Annotated in this window: 19 protein-coding genes; 10 read left to right on the plus strand and 9 right to left on the minus strand. The window is 65.2% G+C overall.

Features of this window, described 5'->3' with window-relative positions; all coding sequences use genetic code 11:
• Positions 1-4: 4 nt before the first annotated feature.
• The 4 genes from BJ6T_RS00975 to BJ6T_RS00990 all read right to left on the minus strand — a co-directional run bounded on the left by BJ6T_RS00975 (position 5) and on the right by BJ6T_RS00990 (position 5,029).
• Positions 5-1,222, minus strand: a complete 1,218-nt coding sequence (locus tag BJ6T_RS00975; protein ID WP_014490411.1) for a substrate-binding protein — start codon at positions 1,220-1,222, stop codon at positions 5-7.
• A 2-nt stretch (positions 1,223-1,224) separates the two neighbouring features.
• Positions 1,225-2,082, minus strand: coding sequence for a branched-chain amino acid ABC transporter permease (locus BJ6T_RS00980; RefSeq protein ID WP_014490412.1), 858 nt, complete (start codon positions 2,080-2,082; stop codon positions 1,225-1,227).
• A gap of 96 nt (positions 2,083-2,178) precedes the next feature.
• A complete protein-coding gene (locus BJ6T_RS00985; protein ID WP_014490413.1) occupies positions 2,179-3,693 on the minus strand; it encodes an amidase in 1,515 nt (504 codons plus the stop codon).
• Between the two features lie 151 nt (positions 3,694-3,844).
• Positions 3,845-5,029, minus strand: a complete 1,185-nt coding sequence (locus tag BJ6T_RS00990; RefSeq protein WP_014490414.1) for a substrate-binding domain-containing protein — start codon at positions 5,027-5,029, stop codon at positions 3,845-3,847.
• 179 nt (positions 5,030-5,208) lie between these two features.
• Between BJ6T_RS00990 and BJ6T_RS00995 the strand changes: the two genes are divergently transcribed.
• Entirely contained in the window at positions 5,209-5,643 is a 435-nt protein-coding gene (locus BJ6T_RS00995; protein WP_014490415.1) for a MarR family winged helix-turn-helix transcriptional regulator, read from the plus strand.
• 222 nt (positions 5,644-5,865) lie between these two features.
• Here the strand turns inward: BJ6T_RS00995 and secA are convergent, their stop codons facing one another.
• Positions 5,866-8,706, minus strand: coding sequence for a preprotein translocase subunit SecA (gene secA, locus BJ6T_RS01000; RefSeq protein ID WP_014490416.1), 2,841 nt, complete (start codon positions 8,704-8,706; stop codon positions 5,866-5,868).
• A 353-nt stretch (positions 8,707-9,059) separates the two neighbouring features.
• Here secA and BJ6T_RS01005 point away from each other — a divergent pair, with 353 nt between their 5' ends.
• The 3 genes from BJ6T_RS01005 (at position 9,060) to BJ6T_RS01015 (ending at position 11,744) form a co-directional block, all read left to right on the plus strand.
• Positions 9,060-9,980, plus strand: a complete 921-nt coding sequence (locus BJ6T_RS01005; protein ID WP_014490417.1) for a peptidylprolyl isomerase — start codon at positions 9,060-9,062, stop codon at positions 9,978-9,980.
• Positions 9,981-10,080: 100 nt separating this feature from the next.
• Positions 10,081-11,322 carry a bifunctional glutamate N-acetyltransferase/amino-acid acetyltransferase ArgJ gene (gene argJ / locus BJ6T_RS01010; RefSeq protein ID WP_014490418.1) on the plus strand — a complete coding sequence of 414 codons (1,242 nt, stop codon included), beginning with the start codon at positions 10,081-10,083 and terminating at the stop codon, positions 11,320-11,322.
• Positions 11,323-11,333: 11 nt separating this feature from the next.
• Positions 11,334-11,744, plus strand: coding sequence for a (deoxy)nucleoside triphosphate pyrophosphohydrolase (locus BJ6T_RS01015; protein WP_014490419.1), 411 nt, complete (start codon positions 11,334-11,336; stop codon positions 11,742-11,744).
• A 132-nt stretch (positions 11,745-11,876) separates the two neighbouring features.
• Here the strand turns inward: BJ6T_RS01015 and BJ6T_RS01020 are convergent, their stop codons facing one another.
• Positions 11,877-12,713: a methyltransferase domain-containing protein gene (locus BJ6T_RS01020; protein ID WP_014490420.1), complete on the minus strand. Its 837-nt coding sequence runs from the start codon at positions 12,711-12,713 to the stop codon at positions 11,877-11,879.
• Positions 12,714-12,864: 151 nt separating this feature from the next.
• On the opposite strand from BJ6T_RS01020, the gene BJ6T_RS01025 reads away from it, so the two are divergent.
• Genes BJ6T_RS01025 through BJ6T_RS01040 form a run of 4 tightly spaced genes read left to right on the plus strand, consistent with a single transcriptional unit; the run spans position 12,865 to position 15,339 of the window.
• Positions 12,865-13,674: a ComF family protein gene (locus tag BJ6T_RS01025; RefSeq protein WP_014490421.1), complete on the plus strand. Its 810-nt coding sequence runs from the start codon at positions 12,865-12,867 to the stop codon at positions 13,672-13,674.
• Positions 13,675-13,709: 35 nt separating this feature from the next.
• Positions 13,710-13,985 carry a glutaredoxin 3 gene (gene grxC / locus BJ6T_RS01030; RefSeq protein ID WP_014490422.1) on the plus strand — a complete coding sequence of 92 codons (276 nt, stop codon included), beginning with the start codon at positions 13,710-13,712 and terminating at the stop codon, positions 13,983-13,985.
• Positions 13,982-14,860 (plus strand): carbon-nitrogen hydrolase family protein, encoded by an 879-nt coding sequence (locus tag BJ6T_RS01035; RefSeq protein ID WP_014490423.1) that lies wholly within the window; start codon positions 13,982-13,984, stop codon positions 14,858-14,860. Before grxC ends, BJ6T_RS01035 begins: the two co-directional genes overlap by 4 nt.
• Positions 14,857-15,339 carry a DUF1178 family protein gene (locus BJ6T_RS01040; RefSeq protein WP_014490424.1) on the plus strand — a complete coding sequence of 161 codons (483 nt, stop codon included), beginning with the start codon at positions 14,857-14,859 and terminating at the stop codon, positions 15,337-15,339. Before BJ6T_RS01035 ends, BJ6T_RS01040 begins: the two co-directional genes overlap by 4 nt.
• Here BJ6T_RS01040 and BJ6T_RS01045 read toward each other — a convergent pair.
• The 3 genes from BJ6T_RS01045 to BJ6T_RS01055 all read right to left on the minus strand — a co-directional run bounded on the left by BJ6T_RS01045 (position 15,336) and on the right by BJ6T_RS01055 (position 17,599).
• A complete protein-coding gene (locus tag BJ6T_RS01045; RefSeq protein ID WP_014490425.1) occupies positions 15,336-16,235 on the minus strand; it encodes an EamA family transporter in 900 nt (299 codons plus the stop codon). The genes BJ6T_RS01040 and BJ6T_RS01045 overlap by 4 nt on opposite strands.
• Before the next feature lie 108 nt (positions 16,236-16,343).
• Positions 16,344-17,117, minus strand: coding sequence for a bifunctional 2-polyprenyl-6-hydroxyphenol methylase/3-demethylubiquinol 3-O-methyltransferase UbiG (gene ubiG / locus BJ6T_RS01050; protein ID WP_014490426.1), 774 nt, complete (start codon positions 17,115-17,117; stop codon positions 16,344-16,346).
• A 14-nt stretch (positions 17,118-17,131) separates the two neighbouring features.
• Complete coding sequence (locus BJ6T_RS01055) at positions 17,132-17,599, minus strand: PH domain-containing protein (protein WP_014490427.1); 468 nt, start codon at positions 17,597-17,599, stop codon at positions 17,132-17,134.
• 173 nt (positions 17,600-17,772) lie between these two features.
• Between BJ6T_RS01055 and BJ6T_RS01060 the strand changes: the two genes are divergently transcribed.
• Both BJ6T_RS01060 and ptsP read left to right on the plus strand, forming a co-directional pair.
• On the plus strand, positions 17,773-19,029 hold the full coding sequence (locus BJ6T_RS01060; RefSeq protein ID WP_014490428.1) for an aspartate kinase: 1,257 nt from the start codon (positions 17,773-17,775) through the stop codon (positions 19,027-19,029).
• Positions 19,030-19,317: 288 nt separating this feature from the next.
• Positions 19,318-21,585, plus strand: a complete 2,268-nt coding sequence (gene ptsP, locus BJ6T_RS01065) for a phosphoenolpyruvate--protein phosphotransferase (RefSeq protein WP_014490429.1) — start codon at positions 19,318-19,320, stop codon at positions 21,583-21,585.
• Positions 21,586-21,598 lie beyond the last annotated feature (13 nt).

A 21,598-nucleotide genomic window follows, 5' to 3' on the forward strand; every position in this document is an offset into this window, starting at 1 on the left:
CGCCTCAGCATTCCTTGGGATCGACGAGCCCGTCGCTGCGTCCGACGATTTCGTAGTTCCCACCCTTGGCGACGGCGGTGTACATCTTCATCTTGCAGTGCCGCTTGCCCGGCACCATCTCGGCCGGCCCACCCGGGCCTTCGGCGATCTTGGCGTGATCGAGCGCGGCGGCAACCGAATCGCGGTCGACCTTGCCGGCCTCCTTCACGGCGGCTTCCCACAGCTTGAGGCCGCGATAGGTGCCGGTCGCGGCACTGCCGGCCGCGAACAGGAAGTTGCCGGGAAAGTCCTTCTCATACGCCGCCTGGATTTTCGCGTCGAAAGGGTTCTCCTTGGTCAGCACCTTGAAATAGTCGAGACAGCTTGCGAGCCCCTCGATCTCGGCGGCCTGGTTGATGTTGAGCGTGTTCTCGTCATAGTAGACGCAGGCCAGGCGCCCGCCGTTCTTGAGGAAGCCCGCTTCATAGAGCTGCTTGAAGAACGGGCCGACGCCCGGCGGAATGACGGTGTTGAAGACGACGTCGACCTTGTTGGAGATGATCCGGTTGACGGTCGCGGAGAAATCGACCTGGTCGAGCGGGTAATATTCCTCGAACACGACCTCGCCGCCGTTCTGCTCGATCACCTTGCGGGCGTAGACGTTGAGCGTGTGCGGCCAGACATAGTTGGCGCTCGGCAGCGCGAACTTCTTCCCGCCGTTCTTGATCAGCCAGGGGATGAACTCGTCGCACTGCTGCGCCGGCGTCGGCCCGGTGCAGAACAGATAGGGCGTGCACTCCTTGCCTTCGTAGAGCTGCGGATAGATGTAGAGCGTCTTGCCGCGCGCCACGATCGGGTCCTTGATCGCGTTGCGCATCGACGAGGTGATGCCGCCCAGCACCATGTCGACCTTGTCGCGCTGGATCAGTTTCCGGACGTTGCCGACGGCGACGGATTCGTTCGAGGCGGTGTCCTCGATATAGAGCTCGAGCGGACGGCCGAGCAGACCACCGGCCGTATTGATCTCCTTGATCACCATCTTGGCGACATTGGCATCGGCATTGCCGGCATAGGCGATCGGGCCGGTGAGATCGGTCGCGATGCCGACCTTGATCGGGCCTTCCGCAGCGTTCGCCCAGGGCGCCGGGATCACCCAGCTGCCGACGCCGGTCGCGACCGCGCCGGTGGTAAAGGCAAGATTGGAGAGGAAGCGGCGGCGCGAAAGCTGAGTACGATCGAACATGACTAAACCCCTTTTCCAGCGATGAGGCCCTGCGGCCGAAATTTGATGAAGACAATGGCGAGCACGAAGACGAGGACGTCGGCGACGACGGGCGCCATCACCCATGGCAGCGCGGCGCTGAGGGTGCCGATGACGCCGGCGCCCGCCACCGGCCCGATGAAGGAGCCGACGCCGCCGACCATCACCGCGACAAAACCCTGGATCAGGAAACGCAGGCCGAGATCGGCGTACAGGCTGAACACCGGCACGATCAGCGCACCGGCAAGGCCGGCGAGCGCGGAGCCGAACGCGAACGTGGCGCCGTACATCAGCGGCGTGGAAATGCCCGAGGCCCGCGCCAGCGAGGGATTTTCCAGGGTGGCGCGCATGCGCAGGCCAAAACTCGTGCGCGACAGCAGGAGGTAGCAGGCCGCCATCACCAGGAGCGTGATGATGATGATGGTGAAGCGCCAGGCCGAGATGTGCATGGCGCCGATATCGATCGAGCCGCCGATCGGCTCGGGCACGGTGAGATAGAAGCCGCCGATCAGGCCGCGCACCGATTCGCGGATGATCAGGCCGAGCGCATAGGTGCCGAGCATCGCCACGATCGGCGCGGCGTAGAAGCGGCGGATGATCAGCGCCTCCAGCAGGAAGCCGAGCGCACCAACCACAAAGGGCGCCGCGACCATGCCGGCCCAGATCGGCAGGCCCTTGGCGTAAGCAAGATAGGTGATGTAGGCCCCGAGCAGGACGAACTCTCCTTGCGCGAAGTTGAAGATGCCCATCATGCTGGCGATGATCCCGAGCCCCAGCACGATCAGGACGATGATCGCGCCGAAGCTCAGGATCTCGAACGCCGCGACGAACGCGTTAGCCATGCGATGGATTCTTGCTTTGATGAGTTTTCTCGACGCGAACCGGTATCCACTTCGCGTGAAAACGCTCTGCTCCGTCCGTCTGCATCAATTCCCCTCTCACATCTTCTTCCAGTCGCCGATCTGCTCGAAGGCATGGGCGGCGCGATAGATGGTGGATTCCTCGAACATGCGGCCGACCAGCATCAGGCCGACCGGCAGGCCGTCGACCATGCCGCAGGGCAGCGATATCGCTGGATGATGGGTGATGTCGAACGGCGCGGTGTTGGCGATCATCTCGAGCGCGCGGGCAACGTAATCTTCGCGGCTGGCGGTGGGCTCCGGCAGCTTCGTCGCCTTCATTGGCGTCGTCGGCAGCAGCAGCAGGTCGTATTCGCCGAACGCCTTGTCATAGGCCGCGGTCAGGCGACGCGAGATGTTGAGTGCCTTGCCGTAATAGCGGGGACCGAAGCTGTTGTTGATGTAGGTCCCGAGCAGCAGGAACAGTTTTGTCGTCTCCGACAGCGAATCCGCCTGCCGGCGCCAGCCGCGATGGAAGTCCATCAGCGAGGTCGAGTAGAGGTCGGAACGGCTCAGGCCATAGCCATCGCCATACATCATGGTCTGGGTCATGCCCTCGGTGCCGATCGGCGTCCAGATCGCGGGACCGACCATGTGCATGGGGATCGAGACGGTCTCGACGGTGGCGCCGAGATCCTTGAAGCGCTTGGCCGCCTCGCGGACGCTTTCATTCACCGCGGCTTCCGCGGTCGGCTGCTCAAAACCTTCCTTGAGGATACCGATCTTCATGCCCTTGACGCCCTGGCCGAGCGCCTTGGTGTACTCCTCGACCTTCGGCGCCTTGATGCGGGGATCGTAGCCGTCGTCGCCGGCGAGCACTTCGAGCAGCAGCGCATTGTCGGCGACGGTCGCCGTCATCGGACCGGTGTGATCGACGAAGATCTCGATCGGCATGATGCCGGTGTAGGGGACGAGGCCCCAGGTCGGCTTCATGCCGTAGGTGCCGCAGAACGAAGACGGCATGCGGATCGAGCCGCCCTGGTCGCCGCCGATCGCCATGTCGACCTCGCCGAGCGCGACGACGACGCCGGAGCCGGAGGACGAGCCGCCGGCCGAATAGCCCATCTTGTGCGGATTGTGCACGGCACCGACCGCACCGGTGTGGCTGCCGCCGGACATGCAGAAGGATTCGCAATGCACCTTGCCGGCGATCTCGGCGCCGGCATCGAGCATGCGCGTGACGATGGTGGCGTCGAAATCGGGGACGTAGCCTTCGAGCGTCGCCGAGCCGTTCATCATGGGCACGCCGGCGAGCATGATGTTGTCCTTCAGCGCGACGGTCTTGCCCTTGAGCTTGCCGCTCGCCGCACCCTTCACGGTCGACTTGCGGTACCAGGCGTTGCGCGGGTTCTCTTCGGGCGAGGGCCGGTAGCCCGGGGTGCGGGGATATTTGACCTCCGGCAGCTCGTCCGGCATCGCGCCAACGAGATTGTAGGCGTCGATCGAGCCCTGCATCAGGCCGCGGAACGAGGCGACATCGGCATCGGTCAGCGAAAGGCCGCACTGCTTGGCGACGTCAAGAAGTTGGGCAGGCGTGGGAAGGACAACTGTCACGGCGCTCTCCTGAAGTTTCTTGGTACGGTCCCTGCGCGCGGCCGCGATTGGCGCGACGCGCGCAGCGGCCCTGCTGAAACATTCAAAGCGGAAATATTTTCCTTTTCAAGTATTATTTTGAAATGCGGCCGTCCGGATTGCCGCAGCAGGCTCAGACCGGCTTGATCAGCTTGAAGTCGAGGCCGTCGGCCTCCGCGAGATACATCTGCATGCGGGCGTGGCCGTTGCGAACGACGACCGGGCCGCGCGCGCCGCCGTAAACGATGTTGCGGCCCGCCGCGAGCATGGGCGCCATCGACAGCGAACCTGCCTTTTTCGCCACGGCTTCGAGGAAACGCAGGCCTTCATAGCTGGACTGGCCAAGCGAGCCGATCGGCGGGGCATTCGGCCCGAACATCGCGCGATAGCGGATCTGGAAGTCGTCATTGGCCCGCGAGCCGATACCGGAGAAATAGCCGGATGCGCAGAACATGTTCTCGCTGTTGTCAGCGCCGATGCCGAGCAGCACCGTCTCGTCCATGGCCCCCGCCAGCCGCAGCGTCGTGGCGCCGAGGCCGCATTCGCCGAAGGCACGATTGAAGGTGACGCTGTCGGTGCCGATCAGCGAGATCAGCACGACGTCGGGCCTGGCGGCGCGGATGCGCGCCAGATGCGGCTCGTGATTGTCCTCGCCGAGGGGGACGAACTCCTCGCCGACGACGTGGCCGCCGGTTTCCCTGATGTAATTCTTCACGGCGCGGTGCGACTGCCAGGGCCAGACGTAATCGCTGCCGATCAGGTACCAGCGCGATGCCTTCTTGACGTCGGCAAGCCAGTGGATCGACGGCCGGCTCTGCCAGCGCGGCGTCTCGCCGATCGCCATCACGCCGGGCGTGCGCTCGCCGCCTTCGTAGACCGGCGTATAGATGTAGGGGATGCGGTGACGCGTGGTGACGTCGCGCAAGCCGACGCGGACCGCGCTGGTGTGCAGCCCGACGATGAGATCGACCTCGTCGAACGCGATCGCCTGCTCGGCGCGATTCAGCACCTCGTCGAGCGGCCCGCCGGCGTCGTAGATCGACAGCTCGATCTCGCGGCCGAGGATGCCGCCGCGTTTGTTGATCTCGGCGACGGCGAGCTGCGCGCTGTTGGTGGCGCACGGGCCCCACACACCCGGCGATCCCGTGCAGCAGATGAAGCCGCCGATGCGCAGCTTGTTCGCGCCACGCCGCCTGAGGAAGGCATGATCGCCCGGCGACAGCGAGCTATCGGCTCCCGACGACGACAGATTCCTCAGCAGCAAGGACGGCGGCATCGCCGGACTGCCGTGAGCCGGGAAGTTTACCGTCGCGTGCACGCCAACTCCTGTCTGGCACCAGACCTGAAAGCACAATGAGCAGGCGGCCGCGGCATCCGCCCTTTTGTTAGGCAAACATCCTATTTTGAAAATATTGAATATTCAACAATTGAAGTGCATATAGATGCAGCATTGATTGCAAGACATTCACTCATTTGGGTCAAGACGAAGTCTTAGCCGTGGCAAAACCGAACTCCCCGATCACCGAACACCTCGCCTACCTGCTCGCGCAAGCCAACCGGGAGATCAACCGGCAGCTGGAACTGCGGCTGAGCAAGGAAGGCGTTCCCGTCGAGCAGTGGCGCATCCTTAAGGTGCTGTCGGACGGCGATGGCCACTCGATGGGCGAACTCGCGGACGCGGTGCTGCTCAATCATCCGACACTGACCAAGATGATCGACCGCATGGTCTCCGACACGCTGGTCTATCGCGTGCAGGACCCGAACGACCGCCGCAAGGTTCTGATGTTCATCTCCGACCGCGGCAAGGTGCTGTGCAAGAAGCTGAACTCGCTCGCGGTCGACCAGGAGGAGCACATCCTGGAGAGCTATGGCGACAAGTCGACGAGCGAATTGAAGCGGCTGCTGGAGAGCTTGATCGACAGCTCGAATTGAGCGTTGGCCTGGCGCGCTCTCGCAACACTTCATCTCGTGAGGGCGTGGCGCAAATCACCACACACACTCAGCCGTCATCGCCCGCGAAAGCGCGCGATCCATTATTCCAGAGACGTCAGTGATTCAACCGAGAGGCGCGGCGTACTGGGTCGCCCGGTCGAGCCGGGCGAGCGTGAGGCACGAACATCGCGTCTCACGCGCGCATGACAGCGGAGCTGGCGGCTAAGCGTACCGCCCGTGGCAGTGCTTGTACTTCTTGCCTGAGCCGCAGGGGCAATCCTCGTTGCGGCCGACCTTGCCCCAGCTTGCCGGGTTCTTCGGATCGCGAAGAGCTGCGTCGGAAGCCTGCGCACCGAGCGTGACGCTGGCGAGCGCCATTTCGTCCTCGCCGGTGTTCGGGTCGAACTTGTGCGCTTCCATCTGCGGCAGGACAGGAGCTTCCTGCTCTGGCGGGACGATCTCGACGCGCATCAGCTGCGCCGTGACGGCCTCGCGCAGATGCGCGCTCATCTCCTGGAAGAGATTGAAGGCCTCGGTCTTGTACTCCTGCAACGGATCGCGCTGGCCGTAGCCACGCAGGCCGATGACCTGGCGCAGATGGTCGAGCATGATCAGATGCTCGCGCCAGAGATGGTCGAGCGTCTGGAGCAGAATGGTCTTCTCGACGTAACGCATCACGTCGGGACCCCACTGCGCGACCTTGGCCGCCATGTGCTCGTCGGCTTTGGTCTCGATGCGCGTGAGCAGCTCCTCGTCGGCGATGCCCTCTTCCTTGGCCCAGTCGTCGACCGGCAGGTCGAGATCGAGCACGCGCTTCAGCTCGTCCTTCAGGCCGGCCACGTCCCACTGCTCGGCATAGGCATGCTCGGGCACGTGCTTGGCGACGAGATCGTCGATGAAGGCGTGCCGCATGTCGGAGATCGTCTCGGCGACGCTCTCATCCTTCATCAGGTCGACGCGCTGGTCGAAGATCACCTTGCGCTGGTCGTTCTGGACGTTGTCGAACTTGAGCAGGTTCTTGCGGATGTCGAAGTTGCGCGCCTCGACTTTCTGCTGCGCCTTCTCGAGCGCCTTGTTGATCCAGGGATGGATGATCGCCTCGCCTTCCTTGAGGCCGAGACGCTGGAGCATGCTGTCGAGGCGATCCGAACCGAAGATGCGCATCAGATCGTCTTCCAGCGACAGGAAGAACTTCGAGCGGCCGGGGTCGCCCTGACGGCCGGAACGGCCGCGCAGCTGGTTGTCGATGCGGCGGGATTCGTGACGCTCGGATCCCATGATGTAGAGGCCGCCCGGCTTCTTCACGGTCTTGGCAGGCTTGCTACCCTTCGCCGGCTCGATCTCGACCTCTTCCTCGGCCTTCAGCACGATGTCGCGGAAGTGCTCGATGTCGGCCTTGATCTGCTCGATCTTCTTCGCCTTCTCGGCCTCGTCCTCGATGCCGGCAGTCTCCTGCTGGATCCGCATTTCGAGTGAGCCGCCGAGCTTGATGTCGGTACCGCGGCCGGCCATGTTGGTGGCGATCGTGATCGCGCCGGGCACGCCGGCTTCCGCGACGATATAGGCTTCCTGCTCGTGGAAGCGCGCGTTCAGCACCGCGAACAGCTTTGCCGGCTTGCCGGCGCGGGCCGCGGCGTACAGCTTCTGCATCGAGTTCTCGTTGCCGAAATCGATCTGCCGGTAGCCGTGCTTCTTGAGGTATTCGGCGATCACTTCCGATTTTTCGATCGAGGCGGTGCCGACCAGCACCGGCTGCAGCCGCGCATTGGCGCGCTCGATCTCGGCCAGGATCGCGGCGTATTTCTCGTTCTGGGTGCGATAGACCTCGTCGTCCTCGTCCAGACGGGCGACTGCGAGGTTGGTCGGGATTTCCACGACCTCGAGCTTGTAGATGTCGAACAATTCGTCGGCTTCGGTCAGCGCCGTGCCGGTCATGCCGGCGAGCTTTTCGTACATCCGGAAATAGTTCTGGAAGGTGATCGAGGCCAGCGTCTGGTTTTCCGGCTGGACCTGGACATGCTCCTTGGCTTCAAGCGCCTGGTGCAGGCCTTCCGAATAGCGCCGGCCGGCCATCATGCGTCCGGTGAACTCGTCGATGATGACGACCTCGCCCTCGCGGACGATGTAGTCCTTGTCGCGCGTGAACAGCGTGTGGGCGCGCAGCGCCTGGTTGATGTGGTGCACGACGGAAACGTTCTCGACGTCGTAGAGCGACTCGCCCTTGAGCTGGCCGGCGTCGCGCAGCAAGGTCTCGATCTTCTCCATGCCGCCTTCGGTCAGCGTCACCGTACGCTGCTTCTCGTCGACCTCGTAATCGGTCTTGTCGAGCTTGGGCAGGAAGCCGTCGATGGTGTTGTAGAAATCGGAGCGGTCGTCGAGCGGGCCGGAGATGATCAGCGGCGTGCGCGCCTCGTCGATCAGGATGGAGTCGACTTCGTCGACGATGGCATAGAAGTGCGGCCGCTGGACCATGTCCTCGAGCCGGTACTTCATGTTGTCGCGCAGATAGTCGAAGCCGTATTCGTTGTTGGTGCCGTAGGTGATGTCGCAGGCATAGGCCGCCTTGCGCTCGGCATCGTCCAGGCCGTGCACGATCACACCGGTGGTCATGCCGAGGAAGCCGTAGATCTGGCCCATCCAGCCGGAGTCGCGGCGGGCGAGGTAGTCGTTGACGGTGACGACGTGGACGCCCTTGCCCGCGAGCGCGTTGAGGTACACCGCGAGCGTTGCGACCAGCGTCTTGCCTTCGCCGGTCTTCATCTCGGCGATGTCGCCCTCATGCAGCACGATGCCGCCGATCAGCTGCACGTCGAAATGCCGCTGGCCGAGCGTGCGCTTGGCGGCTTCGCGCACGGTGGCGAAGGCCGGCACCAGCAGATCGTCGAGCGTCTTGCCCTCGGCGAGCTGCTTCTTGAACTCGGCGGTGCGGGCCTTCAGCGCCTCATCGGAGAGTTTCGAAACCTCCGGGTCCAGCGCGTTGATCGCGTTGACGCGGGACTGGTATCCCTTCACCCGCCGGTCGTTGGCGGAGCCGAAAAACTTGCGGGCGAGCGCGCCGATCATGCCTAGTTCCTGTGTTCGCGATTCAACCGCGTTGCAGCCAAGAAGTTGTCACCCCCCTGCCTATCAACTCACCGTGACGCCTGATGGCGGCAGAGCCCGGACTGCGGGGGTCATCCGCCATATGGGTGGGAATTGGGCAAGTCTGGGTTCAACGGCCAAAAACGCAGCAAAATAAACGCCATCGCCATGGTCGCGACCGGGCAGAGATATGGCCCGGTCAGGGCCTTGTCAACGGCGGGCGCATTGCGGCTAATTCATCATTTTGACAGACTTTTCGCGTTGCCAAGGCCCCCTGAATTAGGCGAGTGTCCGCCCGCTTCGAGCAGCCCCCTGCTTCAACAAAAGGATTTTCCATGACCACCTCGTTCCCGGTAACCAAAACCGGCCTGCGCTTCGGCCTCGCCACCGCCCTCGTGGGCTGCCTTGCGCTGGCGCTGATCGCGGGTCCCGGCCGGGCTGCCGACGATCCGGTGCTGGCGAAGGTCAATGGCGCGGAAATCAAGAAGAGCGACGTCGCCATGGCCGAGGAGGAACTCGGACCGAGCCTCGCCCAGATGGACCCGGCGACCAAGGACGAGAACGTGCTGTCCTTCCTGATCGACATGAAAATCGTCAGCAAGGCTGCCGAGGACAAGAAGGTTGCCGACAGCGAGGAGTTCAAGAAGCGCCTGGCGTTCGCCAGGAACCGCCTGCTGATGGACAGCCTGCTCGCCAACGAGGGCAAGGCCGCCACCACCCCCGACGCCATGAAGAAGGTCTATGAGGAGGCCTCCAAGCAGATCACCGGCGAACAGGAGGTGCGCGCCCGCCACATCCTGGTCGAGACCGAGGACGAGGCCAAGGCGGTGAAGGCCGAGCTCGACAAGGGCGCCGATTTCGCCGAGCTCGCCAAGAAGAAGTCCAAGGATCCGGGCTCCGCCGATGGCGGCGACCTCGGCTTCTTCACCAAGGAGCAGATGGTGCCGGAATTCTCGGCCGTGGCCTTTACGCTGGAGCCGGGCAAGATCTCCGATCCCGTGAAGTCGCAGTTCGGCTGGCACATCATCAAGGTCGAGGAAAAGCGCAACCGCAAGGCGCCGGACTTCGAGCAGGTCAAGGCCCAGATCGAGAACTACGTCACCCGCAAGGCCCAGGCCGACTTTGTCGCCAAGCTCCGCACTGAAGCCAAGGTCGAGCGGCTGGACCAGCCGGCGGCGGATGCCAAGCCGGATGCTAAGCCGGCCGACCCTGCCAAGCCGGCCGACAGCAAGATGGCGCCCCCCGCGAAGAAGTAAGAATTCGCTGTCACTTCGCGGACGCCAATAGTATCTAACGTCGCAATGGCCGGGCAAATGCCCGGCCATCTGCATATCCAGACCTCACCAAGGCGCCCCGATGTCCTCCTCCGTCTCCCCGCTCGCCCCTAAAACTGTCCCCGACATGCCCGTGATCGCGGGCGTCCGTCTTGCGACGGCCGAAGCCGGCATCCGCTACAAGAACCGTACCGACGTGCTGCTGGCGGTGATGGACAAGGGCACCGCGGTCGCGGGCGTCTTCACCAGGTCGAAATGCCCCTCCGCGCCGGTGGAATGGTGCCGCGCCAAGCTGAAGGGCGGCAAGGCGCGCGCGCTGGTGGTGAATTCGGGCAACGCCAATGCCTTCACCGGCAAGACCGGCCGCAGCTCCACCGCGCTGACCGCGAAGATCGCGGCCAAGGCGGTCGGATGCAGCGAGGGTGAGATCTTCCTGGCCTCGACCGGCGTGATCGGCGAGCCGCTGGACGCGACCAAGTTCGACGGTGTGCTCGGCCGGCTGGCCGAGACTGCCGAGCCCGGCGACTATCTCGCCGCGGCCAAGGCGATCATGACCACCGACACCTTCCCCAAGGTCGCGACCGCGACCGTCAAGCTCGGCAAGGCCAAGGTCACGATCAACGGCATGGCCAAGGGCGCCGGCATGATCGCCCCCGACATGGCGACGATGCTGTCCTTCATCTTCACCGACGCGCCGATCGCGCCGGCCGCCCTGCAAGCCCTGCTCAAGAGCGGCGTCGAGGACACCTTCAACGCGGTGACGATCGACGGCGACACCTCGACCTCGGACACGCTGCTGGCCTTCGCCACCGGCGCCGCCGCCGAGCACGGCGCGCCGAAGATCAGCCGCGCCAGCGACCCCCGCCTGAAGGCCTTCGTGAAGGCCTTCAACCAGGTGCTCGCCAATCTCTCCGAGCAGGTCGCCCGCGACGGCGAGGGCGCGCGCAAGCTGGTCGAGATCACCGTGGAGGGCGCCAAGACCAAGGCCTCGGCGCGCAAGATCGCGATGTCGATCGCCAACTCGCCACTGGTCAAGACCGCAATCGCCGGCGAGGACGCCAATTGGGGCCGCGTGGTGATGGCGGTCGGCAAGGCCGGCGAGCCGGCCGATCGCGACAAGCTCTCGATCTCCTTCAATGGCATCCGCGTCGCCAAGAGCGGCGCGCGCGATCCGTCCTATGACGAGGCGCAGGTGTCGGAAGCGATGAAGGCCCCGGAAATCGCCATCAAGGTCTCGCTCGGCCTCGGCAAGGGTCGCGACCGCGTGCTGACCTGCGACCTGACGAAGGAGTATGTCGCGATCAACGGGGATTACAGGTCCTAAACCGAACGCCGATGGCCGATCTCAAACTGACATTGGTGGTGGCCTGCGCGCTCGTCGACGCCGACAAGCGCGTCCTGATCGCGCAGCGCCCGGAAGGCAAGACGCTTGCGGGCCTCTGGGAATTCCCCGGCGGCAAGCTTGAGCCGGGCGAGCGGCCGGAGCAGAGCCTGATCCGCGAACTGCATGAAGAGCTCGGCATCACCGTCGCTGAACCCTGCCTGGCGCCGTTGACCTTTGCGAGCTACGGCTACGAGACGTTTCACCTGCTGATGCCGCTCTACATCTGCCGGCGCTGGGAGGGGCTGGTCACCCCGCGCGAAGGCCAGACCCTGGCCTGGGTCCGCGCCAACAAGCTGCGCGACTACCCGATGCCGCCCGCGGACGTCCCGCTGATCCCGCATCTGATCGACTTGCTGATGTGAGCTGAGTCGTGCCCCGGACGCAGCGCAGCGCTTCTTCAGCGGTGCGCTGCAGAGCCGGGGCCCATGCTTGGCGCAAACTGCGTCCCGGCTCTGCGCAGCAGCGTAAGGACGCTGCAGCGCGTCTGGGACACGTCAGTCTTTCCCCGCCTTCCTTACCGCCTCCGCCAGACTCGCTTTCGCCGACCCCGGCTTGAGCGGCTGCTGCTGGCTCGCATGCGGGGCCCAGCCGGAGAGCCAGATGATGTCGAAGGTCGCGCGGATGCGGCCGTCGGCATCCGCAAAGCGTTCGGCGTAGATTTCGGCCATGCGCAGCAGCGTCGCGCGGGGCGTCGGAGTGCGCCGCCGCTCGATCAGCACATTGGCCGCGCCCATGCGGCGGAGATCTTGCATCAGCGCAAACGCATTGGCGTAGCGCACCACGACACGGTCGACATCGGTGACTGGAAGCGCAAAGCCCGCCCGCTGCAACAGCGCGCCGATGTCGCGCAAATCCGCGAACGGGGCCACGCGCGGCGACACGCCGCCCTCGCATTCGGCCTCCGCCGCGGCAAAGGCCTGCCGCAACTCGATCAGGCTGTCGCCGCCGATCATCGCTGCGAGCAGCAATCCGTCCGGCTTCAACGCACGCCGCACCTGAGCAAGCACCCCCGGCAGGTCGTTGACGAATTGCAGCGCCAGCGCGGAGACAACGAGATCGAGGCTTTCGGGCGCGAAGGGCAGTTTTTCCGCGCCCGCTTCGTCGAGCGCGATCCGCTGAAGTGATGGCGGCCCCGTGAGCCCCTCACCAGGCGTCCAGAGATCGGCCGCGGCGTGAAACTCCCGCATCACGGCGGCCAGCCGATCGGTCATGTCCTCTGCAACCCGATCGAGCAGGAATGTCACCTCGCCCTGCGCATGTGCGCGCCGCTGCCGTACATGCAGCAATGCGCGATCGAACAGAGCGGGCGGGGTTTGCGGGGTCTGGGCCATGCCGCTGGTTACGCTGATCGCCGTGGTTCTGGCAACGCTCTCGTGTCCCGGACGCGCTGCCGCGCATCGCATCGCCAGGAGCGCTGCGCGGCGTCCGGGGCACGAGACTGAGTCGCTTGAGCCCCCGCAAGCAGAACGCTAGCCTCTCCCCATGGAAGCCGACACCGCCCCCACCCGCTCCATCGCCGCGCCGTTGCGTGCCGCATGGACGGCCGGCCGCCACGTGCTGTCGCGCGCCGCACGGCTCGCGCTCGACATTGCGCTGCCGACGCTGTGCGTGTCCTGCCGCGAGCCGGTCGATGGCGAGGGCGTCTGCGCGGCCTGCTGGGCGCGGCTGTCGTTCATCGAACGGCCCTATTGCCCGCGCCTCGGCATTCCCTTCGTCTATGATCCCGGCCCCGAGATGCTGTCGATGGAGGCAATCGCGAGCCCGCCCGCCTACCAGCGTGCACGCGCGGCCGTGCGCTATGACGACGTCGCGCGCACGCTGGTGCATGCGCTGAAATACCAGGACCGTACCGATCTGGCGCCGGCGATGGGCCGCTGGATGGCGCGCGCGGGCGGCGAGCTACTGGCCGAGGCCGACATGCTGGTGCCCGTTCCCCTGCATTGGCGCCGGGCGTGGCGCCGCCGCTACAACCAGTCCGGGGCGCTGGCGCGCATCATCGCGCGGCAGAGCGGTGTCAGGGTGCGCGGCGAAGTGCTGCGCCGGGTGCGCGCGACCGAGCAGCAGATCGGCCTGTCGCGGACCCAGCGCGCCACCAATGTGCAGGGCGCATTCCAGGTATCCCCCGATCGCCAGGCGGAAATCCAGGGCCGCCGCATCGTCCTGATCGACGATGTCCTGACCTCGGGGGCGACGCTGGACGCCTGTGCGCGGGCCCTGCTCCGTGCCAAGGCGGCCCAGGTGGACGTGCTGGTGTTCGCCCGGGTTGTCGAGAGCGGCCCCCGTCCCATATAATTCAATGACTTCATGACATGAGAGCGCCACACGACATGACCGACGCTGTCGAAATCTACACCAGGCCGGGCTGTGGCTATTGTTCCGCCGCCAAATCGCTGCTGACCCGCAAGAAGGCAACCTTCACGGAGTTCGACATCGCCAAGAACCCGTCCTGGCGCGAGGAGATGTACGACCGCGCCGGCGGGGGCTCGACTTTCCCGCAGATCTGGATCGGCGGAACCCACGTCGGCGGTTGCGACGAGCTCTATGCGCTCGACCGCGAGGGCAAGCTCGACGGCATGCTGGGCAGCGTGAAGGCCACGTCATGAGCGAGGATCGCACCTTCACCGCCGCGATGATCCAGATGCGCACCGGCCTGATGCCCGAGCCGAGCCTCGCGCAGGCCACTAGGCTGATCCGGCAGGCTGCCGCCGATGGCGCCGACTACGTGCAGACGCCCGAAGTCAGCAACATGATGCAGCTCAACCGCAAGGCGCTGTTCGAGCACCTCCAGAGCGAGGAGGACGACACCTCGCTAAGGGCCTATCGCGCGCTCGCGGCCGAGCTGAAGATCCACATCCATGTCGGATCGCTGGCGCTGCGCTTCTCGCCGGAGAAGGCGGTCAATCGGTCCTTCCTGATCGGCCCCGAGGGCAATGTGCTCGCGAGCTACGACAAGATCCACATGTTCGACATCGAGTTGCCGGACGGCGAGAGCTATCGCGAATCCGCCAATTACCAGCCGGGCGAGACCGCCGTGATCTCCGACCTGCCCTGGGGCCGCGTCGGGCTGACGATCTGCTACGACGTGCGCTTCCCCGCGCTCTACCGCGCGCTGGCCGAGAGCGGCGCGTATTTCATCACCGTGCCCTCGGCCTTCACCCGCAAGACCGGCGAGGCGCACTGGCACATCCTGCTGCGCTCGCGCGCGATCGAGACCGGCTGCTTCATCTTCGCCGCCGCGCAGGCCGGCCTGCATGAGAACAAGCGCGAGACCTATGGCCACTCGCTGATCATCGACCCCTGGGGCGAGATCCTCGCCGAGGGCGACGTCGAGCCCGGGATCATCATGGCCAAGATCGACCCGGCCAAGGTCGAGACCGCACGCCGCGCGATCCCCTCGCTCCAGCACGGCCGCCGCTTCGGCGTCGCCGATCCCAAGGCCGGGCCGGACCATCTGCACCTCGTGCGAGGATCGGCATGATCCGCTACGCGCTCCACTGCGACCGAAGCCACGCGTTCGAAAGCTGGTTCCAGAGCTCGTCGGCTTATGATGCGCAGGTGAAGCGCAAGCTCGTGACTTGCCCGATCTGCGGCTCGGCCAAGGTCGAGAAGGCGATCATGGCCCCGCGGATCATCGGCAAGAAGGGCCGCGGACGGGCGACGCCACCGCCGGAGCCTGGCTCAACGCCTGCGCCCGAGGCCGCGTCTTCGGGACCGACCTCGCTGATGATGGCGCAGGAGCGCGAGTTGCGCGCCAAGCTCAAGGAGCTGCGCGATCACATCGTCAAGCACGCCGACAATGTCGGCGAGCGCTTTGCGAACGAAGCCCGCGCGATGCATTACGGCGACAAGGAGCACCGTCCGATCTATGGCGAGGCTTCGCCCGACGAGGCCAAGTCGCTGATCGACGAAGGCATCGAGGTGTCGCCGCTGCCGACGCTCCCGGAAGATAGGAACTAGGCCCCCACCAGCACCGCAACGCCGACGACGATCAGCGCGATGCCAAAAATCTCGCGCGGCGCGATCGGCTGCTTGAACGAGTAATACGCCACGCCTTGCGCGAACAGCACCTCGATCAAGGCGAGCGTGCGGACATTGGCGGCGGCCGTCAGCGCGAATGCCAGGAACCAGAACTGCGAGGCGAAGGCACCCATGAAGCCGGCGAGCAGCGACGGCTTCCACAATCCCAGGATCGACTGGAGCACCTTTGGCGCGCGCCAGAGCAGAAAGATCGTCAGCACCAGCGTCTGCACGAACAGACCGAGCACCAGCGTGAACGACGCCGCCGTCACGAAGGAGACGTCAGGCACGTTGATGATCGCGCCGCGAAAACCGACCGCTGACAACGCGAACGCCGCAGCCGCGACGAGACCGGTGATGGTCGGCTTCAGCTCGGCAAAGCTCTTCTCGCCGCCGGGCCGCAGCGCCGTGATGACGACGCCGACGGTCGCGATCACGATCGCCAGCACCTTCAGCCAGGTGAGATGATCGCCAAGGAACACGAACCCGAAAATCGCGGTCTGGATCGCCTCGGTCTTCAGGTACGCCGTCGTCACCACGAAGGAGCGATCGTTCATTGCGAGCAGCATCAGCCCGGTCGCAACGATCTGGCTGAGCGCCCCGAGCAGCAGCCACGGCCAGAACACGGTCGGCGGCATGCCGAGGTGATCGCCGGTCGCGACCAGCACCACGCCCAGAAACAGCAGCGAGAACGGGAAGCCGAACAGGAAGCGGATATTGGTCGCGCCCCAGGTCCCCAGCGGCTTCGTCAACGACCGCTGCATCGCATTGCGCGCGACCTGCCCGAGCGCAGCGATGACGGTGAAGGGAATCCAGAGGCTGGCGATGGTGAGCATGCGGGTGGGAGCGGTAGGAGGAGAAGCCGTGGCCAACCTGCCGCTAGCGGCGAGGCAGGTCAATCACGCCCAGATCATAGGAGCGATGCTCACGCCTCGCGTACCCCCTCACACCATCCCTTCCGCCACGACCATGTAGTTCACGTCCATATCCGACGAGAGGGCCCATTTGTCGGCAAAGGGTGAGTAGACGACGCCGGTCTGCTCGGTGATGACGAGGCGGTTGTCCAAAAGATATTTCGTCAGCTCGTCGGGGGTGACGAACTTGTTCCATTCGTGGGTGCCGCGCGGCAGCCAGCGCAGGACGTATTCGGCGCCGACGATGGCGAGCGCGAAGCTCTTCCAGTTCCGGTTCAGCGTCGAGACCACCATCAGCCCGTTCGGCTTCAGCATCGCCGCGCAGCGCTTCAGGAAAACGCCGACATCGACGACGTGCTCGACCACTTCCATTGCCAGCACGATGTCGAAGCGCTCGCGCGGGTCGATCTCCTCGACCGTGGTGCAGCGGTAGTCGATCGACAGATGGCTCTTGTCGGCATGCAGCTTCGCGGCGGCGATGTTGCTCACCGAGGGATCGACGCCGATGACCTGGGCACCGAGGCGCGACAGCGGCTCGCACAACAGGCCGGCGCCGCAGCCGATGTCGAGCACGCGCAGGCCGCCGAGGCAGTTGAGGCTGCGCACGTTGCGCTCGAACTTGCGGCAGGCGGCGTCGCGGATGTAGCCGAGCCGCAGCGGGTTGATCCGGTGCAGCGGCGCCATCTTGCCGTTGGGGTCCCACCACTCGGCCGAAAGTTTCGAGAATTTCGCGATCTCGGCGGCATCGACGGTCGAGCCCGGCTGCGGGCTTGGGGTTGCGGAAGTATTTTGCTGCATGCTCATGATTGGGCGCGGTCCTACCGCGTGGTGATCGAACTACGGAAGGCGAGCGGCGAGTCGACGGTGGTGATCTTTTCGATCCCCTCGCCAACGCCGCGAATCGTCACGTCGCCGTAGTTGAGAATACGTCCAAGAATCGACTGGTCGACGTCGACACTCTCGACCTTATCCAGCGCCATTTCAAAGGTCCGGCGCTTGATGAACCCCGTCTTGTGCACAACCCGCAAGTTGGTGACGTCGGTCTCGGTCGTGAAGCGATGGAACCAGCCCTTGATGGTCCAGTAAAGGGCGGCCAGAGCCACGACGCCGGCGGCTATGAGGGACAGCACCCTGAGGCCATCGGCCGTGGCCTGCGGCATCAGGACGAGAAAGGCGAGAGCCACGATCCAGGCCACGATGGCCGGAAAATAGAAGATCCAGTGCGCATTGGTCGAATACAGCACCCGCTCGCCCGGTTGCAGGATCTCGTCGATATAACGCGCCATGATCTCGGTTAACCCATACCCCCAAGCCAGACCTTAGGCCGGACCTTACCCTGCCCCCGCAGGAACCCGCTTGCCCCCGGCCCCGCCGCTATGTATACGCGCGGTCGGTGTCCGCAGGCATTGCCTCGAGCGGGTCACCATACTGATCCTTATGAGGGAATGCACGCGTCGTCATGAGCCGCCTCGTGATGAAATTCGGCGGCACGTCCGTCGCCAATATCGAACGTATCCGCAACGTCGCACGCCATGTGAAGCGTGAGGTCGACGCCGGCCACGAAGTGGCTGTGGTCGTCTCGGCGATGTCCGGCAAAACCAACGAGCTGGTGGCCTGGTGCACCGAGGCCTCGCCGATGCACGACGCGCGCGAATACGATGCCGTCGTCGCCTCCGGCGAACAGGTAACGTCGGGCCTGCTCGCCATCGTGCTTCAGGGCATGGGCATCCAGGCCCGCTCCTGGCAGGGCTGGCAGATCCCGATCAAGACCAGCGACGCCCATGCCTCGGCCCGGATCGAGGACATCGACGGCAGCGAGATCATCAAGCGCTTCCAGGAGCGCAAGGAGGTCGCGGTCATCGCCGGCTTCCAGGGCATCAATCCCGAGACCAATCGCATCACCACGCTCGGCCGCGGCGGCTCCGATACCTCGGCCGTGGCGATCGCCGCCGCCGTCAAGGCCGACCGCTGCGACATCTACACCGATGTCGACGGCGTCTACACCACCGACCCGCGAATCGTGCCGAAGGCCCGCCGCCTCGACAAGATCGCGTTCGAAGACATGCTGGAACTGGCCTCCCAGGGCGCAAAAGTGCTCCAGGTCCGCTCGGTGGAACTCGGCATGGTCCACAACATGCCGATCTTCGTCCGCTCAAGCTTCGACAAGCCCGAGGATATCGACCCGCATGCCAACCAGCCGCCCGGCACGCTGATCTGCAGCGAGGAGGAGATCATGGAAAGCCACGTCGTCACCGGCATCGCCTTCTCGAAGGACGAGGCCCAGATCTCGGTACGCCAGATCGAGGACAAGCCCGGCGTGGCAGCGTCGATCTTCGGCCCGCTGGCGGATGCCAACATCAACGTCGACATGATCGTGCAGAACGTCTCCGAGGACGGCAAGACCACCGATCTCACCTTCACGGTGCCGGCGGCCGACTACACCCGCGCCAAGGACACGATCACGGCCGCCAAGGGCAAGATCGGCTATGCCCGGCTCGATACCGCCACCGACGTCGCCAAGATATCGGTAATCGGCAGCGGCATGCGCAGCCATGCCGGCGTCGCCGCCCAGGCGTTCTCGGCCCTCGCCGGACGGAATATCAACATCCGGGCCATCACAACCTCCGAGATCAAATTCTCGGTTTTGATCGACACCGCCTATACCGAGCTTGCGGTGCGCACCCTGCACACGCTCTACGGTCTCGATCAGGCCTAGACGAATTTTCTCTTAGCGGTCGCAGCAAACGCGAAGGTGTACACACCTTCGCGTTTGGCAGGCGTTTTGCTTGGCAAAACAAGCCTCAATTCGCTATACGGCGAACAGGGTGGGCTGCCGCAGACTGTGTCCCAGTTCAGGCGGCGCTGATTCGGTGCAAGCGCTAAATCTTGAGTAGATTTGTGTTTGTGCCTGCGCCGGACGAACAATTTGGTTGTTTTTCTGGAATTTTGGGCCAGCCGCCGGCCGATACCGCCGGGCCAGGCAGACGGAGGAGATTGACGGTTCATGCGGAGCGCGTCGGGAGGTCCCCGCGTCTTGTTGAGACGGCTCCGCGAAACCATGGCGGAGCAGGTCTCGGCCCAGGAGCGGCTGGACAAGATCGTGGTGCTGATCGCCGCCAACATGGTGGCCGAGGTGTGCTCGGTCTATGTGCTGCGCATCGACAACACGCTCGAGCTCTACGCCACCGAAGGCCTCAACCGCGAGGCGGTTCACCACACCGTGCTGAGCGCCCATGAGGGCCTGGTCGGCCTCGTCGCCAGCGAGGCGACCCCGCTCAACCTCAGCGACGCGCAAAGCCACCCGGCCTTCTCGTTCCGCCCGGAGACCGGCGAAGAAATCTATCACTCCTTCCTCGGCGTGCCGATCCTGCGCGCCGGCAACACGCTCGGCGTGCTGGTGGTGCAGAACCGCGCCAAGCGCAATTATGTCGAGGAGGAGCTCGAGGCGCTCCAGACCACCGCGATGGTGCTGGCGGAGCTGATCGCCTCCGGCGAATTGTCTGCGCTGGCCCAGCCGGGCCAGGAGCCGGCCGCACGCCATTCGGCGCAGAAGGTCGGCGCCATCCTCTCGGAAGGCATCGCGCTCGGCCATGTCGTGCTGCACGAGCCGCGCGTCGTCATCAAGGACTACATCGCCGAGGATCTGCCGAAGGAGATCAAGCGGCTCGACACCGCGCTCGCCAAGCTGCGCGCCGATCTCGACCGCATGCTGGAACGTGGCGACGTTGCCGAGGGCGGCGAGCACCGCGAGGTGCTGGAAGCCTATCGCATGTTCGCCAACGACCAGGGCTGGTCGCACAAGCTGCATGAGGCGGTCGCCACCGGCCTCACGGCGGAAGCCGCCGTCGAGCGCGTGCAGTCCGACACCCGCGCGCGCATGCTGCGCTCCACCGATCCCTATCTGCGCGACCGGCTGCACGATCTCGAGGATCTCGGCTACCGCCTGATGCGGCAGCTGGTCGGCCAGGACCACGCGCCCTCGCGCGAGCAATTGCCCGACAATGCCATCGTCATCGCGCGCGCGATGGGCCCGGCGGCGCTGCTCGATTACGACCGCAAGCGCCTGCGCGGCATCGTGCTGGAGGAAGGCACCGCCAACTCGCACGTCTCGATCGTGGCCCGCGCGCTCGGCATTCCCGCGGTCGGCGAAGTCCCGAACGCGCCCGGCATCGCCGATCCCGGCGACGCCATCATCGTCGACGGCACCTCGGGCTCGATCTATGTGCGCCCGTCGCAGGAGGTCGAAGCCGCCTTCGCCGAGCGCGTGCGCTTCCGGGCCCGCCGCCAGGCGCAGTACCTCGCGCTGCGCGACCTGCCCTGCGTCACCAGGGACGGCCAGAAGGTCGAGCTGATGATCAACGCAGGTCTTGCGATCGACCTGCCGCATATCGAGGACACCGGCAGCGCCGGCATCGGCCTGTTCCGCACCGAGCTGCAGTTCATGGTGGGACAGAGCCTGCCGCGCACCAGCGACCAGCTCGCGCTCTATCGCACGGTGCTCGATGCCGCCGGCACCAAGCCCGTCACCTTCCGCACCCTCGACATCGGCGGCGACAAGGCGCTGCCCTATATGGAAGCCGTGATCGAGGAAAATCCCGCGCTCGGCTGGCGCGCGATCCGGCTCGGCCTCGATCGCCCCGGCCTGCTGCGCGGCCAGATCCGAGCGCTCTTGCGCGCCGGCGGCGGCCGCGCGCTGCGCATCATGTTCCCGATGATCTCGGAGGTCGCGGAGTTCGACTCGGCGAAAGCGCTGGTCGAGCGCGAGCTGACCTATCTGCGCCAGCACGGCCACACCCTGCCGGAGCGCATCGACATCGGCACCATGGTCGAGGTGCCCGCCCTGCTCTACCAGCTCGACGAGCTCCTCAAGAAGGTCGACTTCATCTCGGTCGGCTCCAACGATCTGTTCCAGTTCCTGTTCGCGGTCGACCGCGGCAATGCCAAGGTCTCCGAGCGCTTCGACACCATGTCGGCGCCGATCCTGCGCGTGCTGCGCGAGATCGCGCGGAAGTCGAACGATGCGAAGAAGTCGCTGTCGCTGTGCGGCGAGATGGCTTCCAAGCCGATCGGCGCGCTGGCGCTGATCGCGATGGGTTATCGTTCGCTGTCGCTCTCGGCGACCGCGCTCGGCCCGGTCAAGGCGATGGTGATCGACCTCGATGCCAAGAAGGCCGAAGCGGTGCTCGGCCCCTTGCTGGACGCGCCCGCCGGCAGCGTCTCGATCCGGCAGAAGCTGACGGAATTTGCCGAGGCCGAAGGTCTGGCGTTGTAGCGGGCCTGTCGCC

The sequence above is a fragment of the Bradyrhizobium japonicum USDA 6 genome, from assembly GCF_000284375.1.
GTDB classification, from domain to species: domain Bacteria; phylum Pseudomonadota; class Alphaproteobacteria; order Rhizobiales; family Xanthobacteraceae; genus Bradyrhizobium; species Bradyrhizobium japonicum.

Coding starts and splice junctions, on each gene's coding strand:
- BJ6T_RS01020 (WP_014490420.1), bottom strand. CDS start 12,713: ATGGCCCAGACCCCGCAAACCCCGCCCGCTCTGTTCGATCGCGCATTG.
- BJ6T_RS01025 (WP_014490421.1), top strand. CDS start 12,865: ATGGAAGCCGACACCGCCCCCACCCGCTCCATCGCCGCGCCGTTGCGT.
- BJ6T_RS01035 (WP_014490423.1), top strand. CDS start 13,982: ATGAGCGAGGATCGCACCTTCACCGCCGCGATGATCCAGATGCGCACC.
- grxC (WP_014490422.1), top strand. CDS start 13,710: ATGACCGACGCTGTCGAAATCTACACCAGGCCGGGCTGTGGCTATTGT.
- ptsP (WP_014490429.1), top strand. CDS start 19,318: ATGCGGAGCGCGTCGGGAGGTCCCCGCGTCTTGTTGAGACGGCTCCGC.
- BJ6T_RS01045 (WP_014490425.1), bottom strand. CDS start 16,235: ATGCTCACCATCGCCAGCCTCTGGATTCCCTTCACCGTCATCGCTGCG.
- BJ6T_RS01015 (WP_014490419.1), top strand. CDS start 11,334: ATGGCCGATCTCAAACTGACATTGGTGGTGGCCTGCGCGCTCGTCGAC.
- BJ6T_RS01060 (WP_014490428.1), top strand. CDS start 17,773: ATGAGCCGCCTCGTGATGAAATTCGGCGGCACGTCCGTCGCCAATATC.
- BJ6T_RS00975 (WP_014490411.1), bottom strand. CDS start 1,222: ATGTTCGATCGTACTCAGCTTTCGCGCCGCCGCTTCCTCTCCAATCTT.
- BJ6T_RS01040 (WP_014490424.1), top strand. CDS start 14,857: ATGATCCGCTACGCGCTCCACTGCGACCGAAGCCACGCGTTCGAAAGC.
- BJ6T_RS01005 (WP_014490417.1), top strand. CDS start 9,060: ATGACCACCTCGTTCCCGGTAACCAAAACCGGCCTGCGCTTCGGCCTC.
- ubiG (WP_014490426.1), bottom strand. CDS start 17,117: ATGAGCATGCAGCAAAATACTTCCGCAACCCCAAGCCCGCAGCCGGGC.
- BJ6T_RS00980 (WP_014490412.1), bottom strand. CDS start 2,082: ATGGCTAACGCGTTCGTCGCGGCGTTCGAGATCCTGAGCTTCGGCGCG.
- BJ6T_RS01055 (WP_014490427.1), bottom strand. CDS start 17,599: ATGGCGCGTTATATCGACGAGATCCTGCAACCGGGCGAGCGGGTGCTG.
- argJ (WP_014490418.1), top strand. CDS start 10,081: ATGTCCTCCTCCGTCTCCCCGCTCGCCCCTAAAACTGTCCCCGACATG.
- secA (WP_014490416.1), bottom strand. CDS start 8,706: ATGATCGGCGCGCTCGCCCGCAAGTTTTTCGGCTCCGCCAACGACCGG.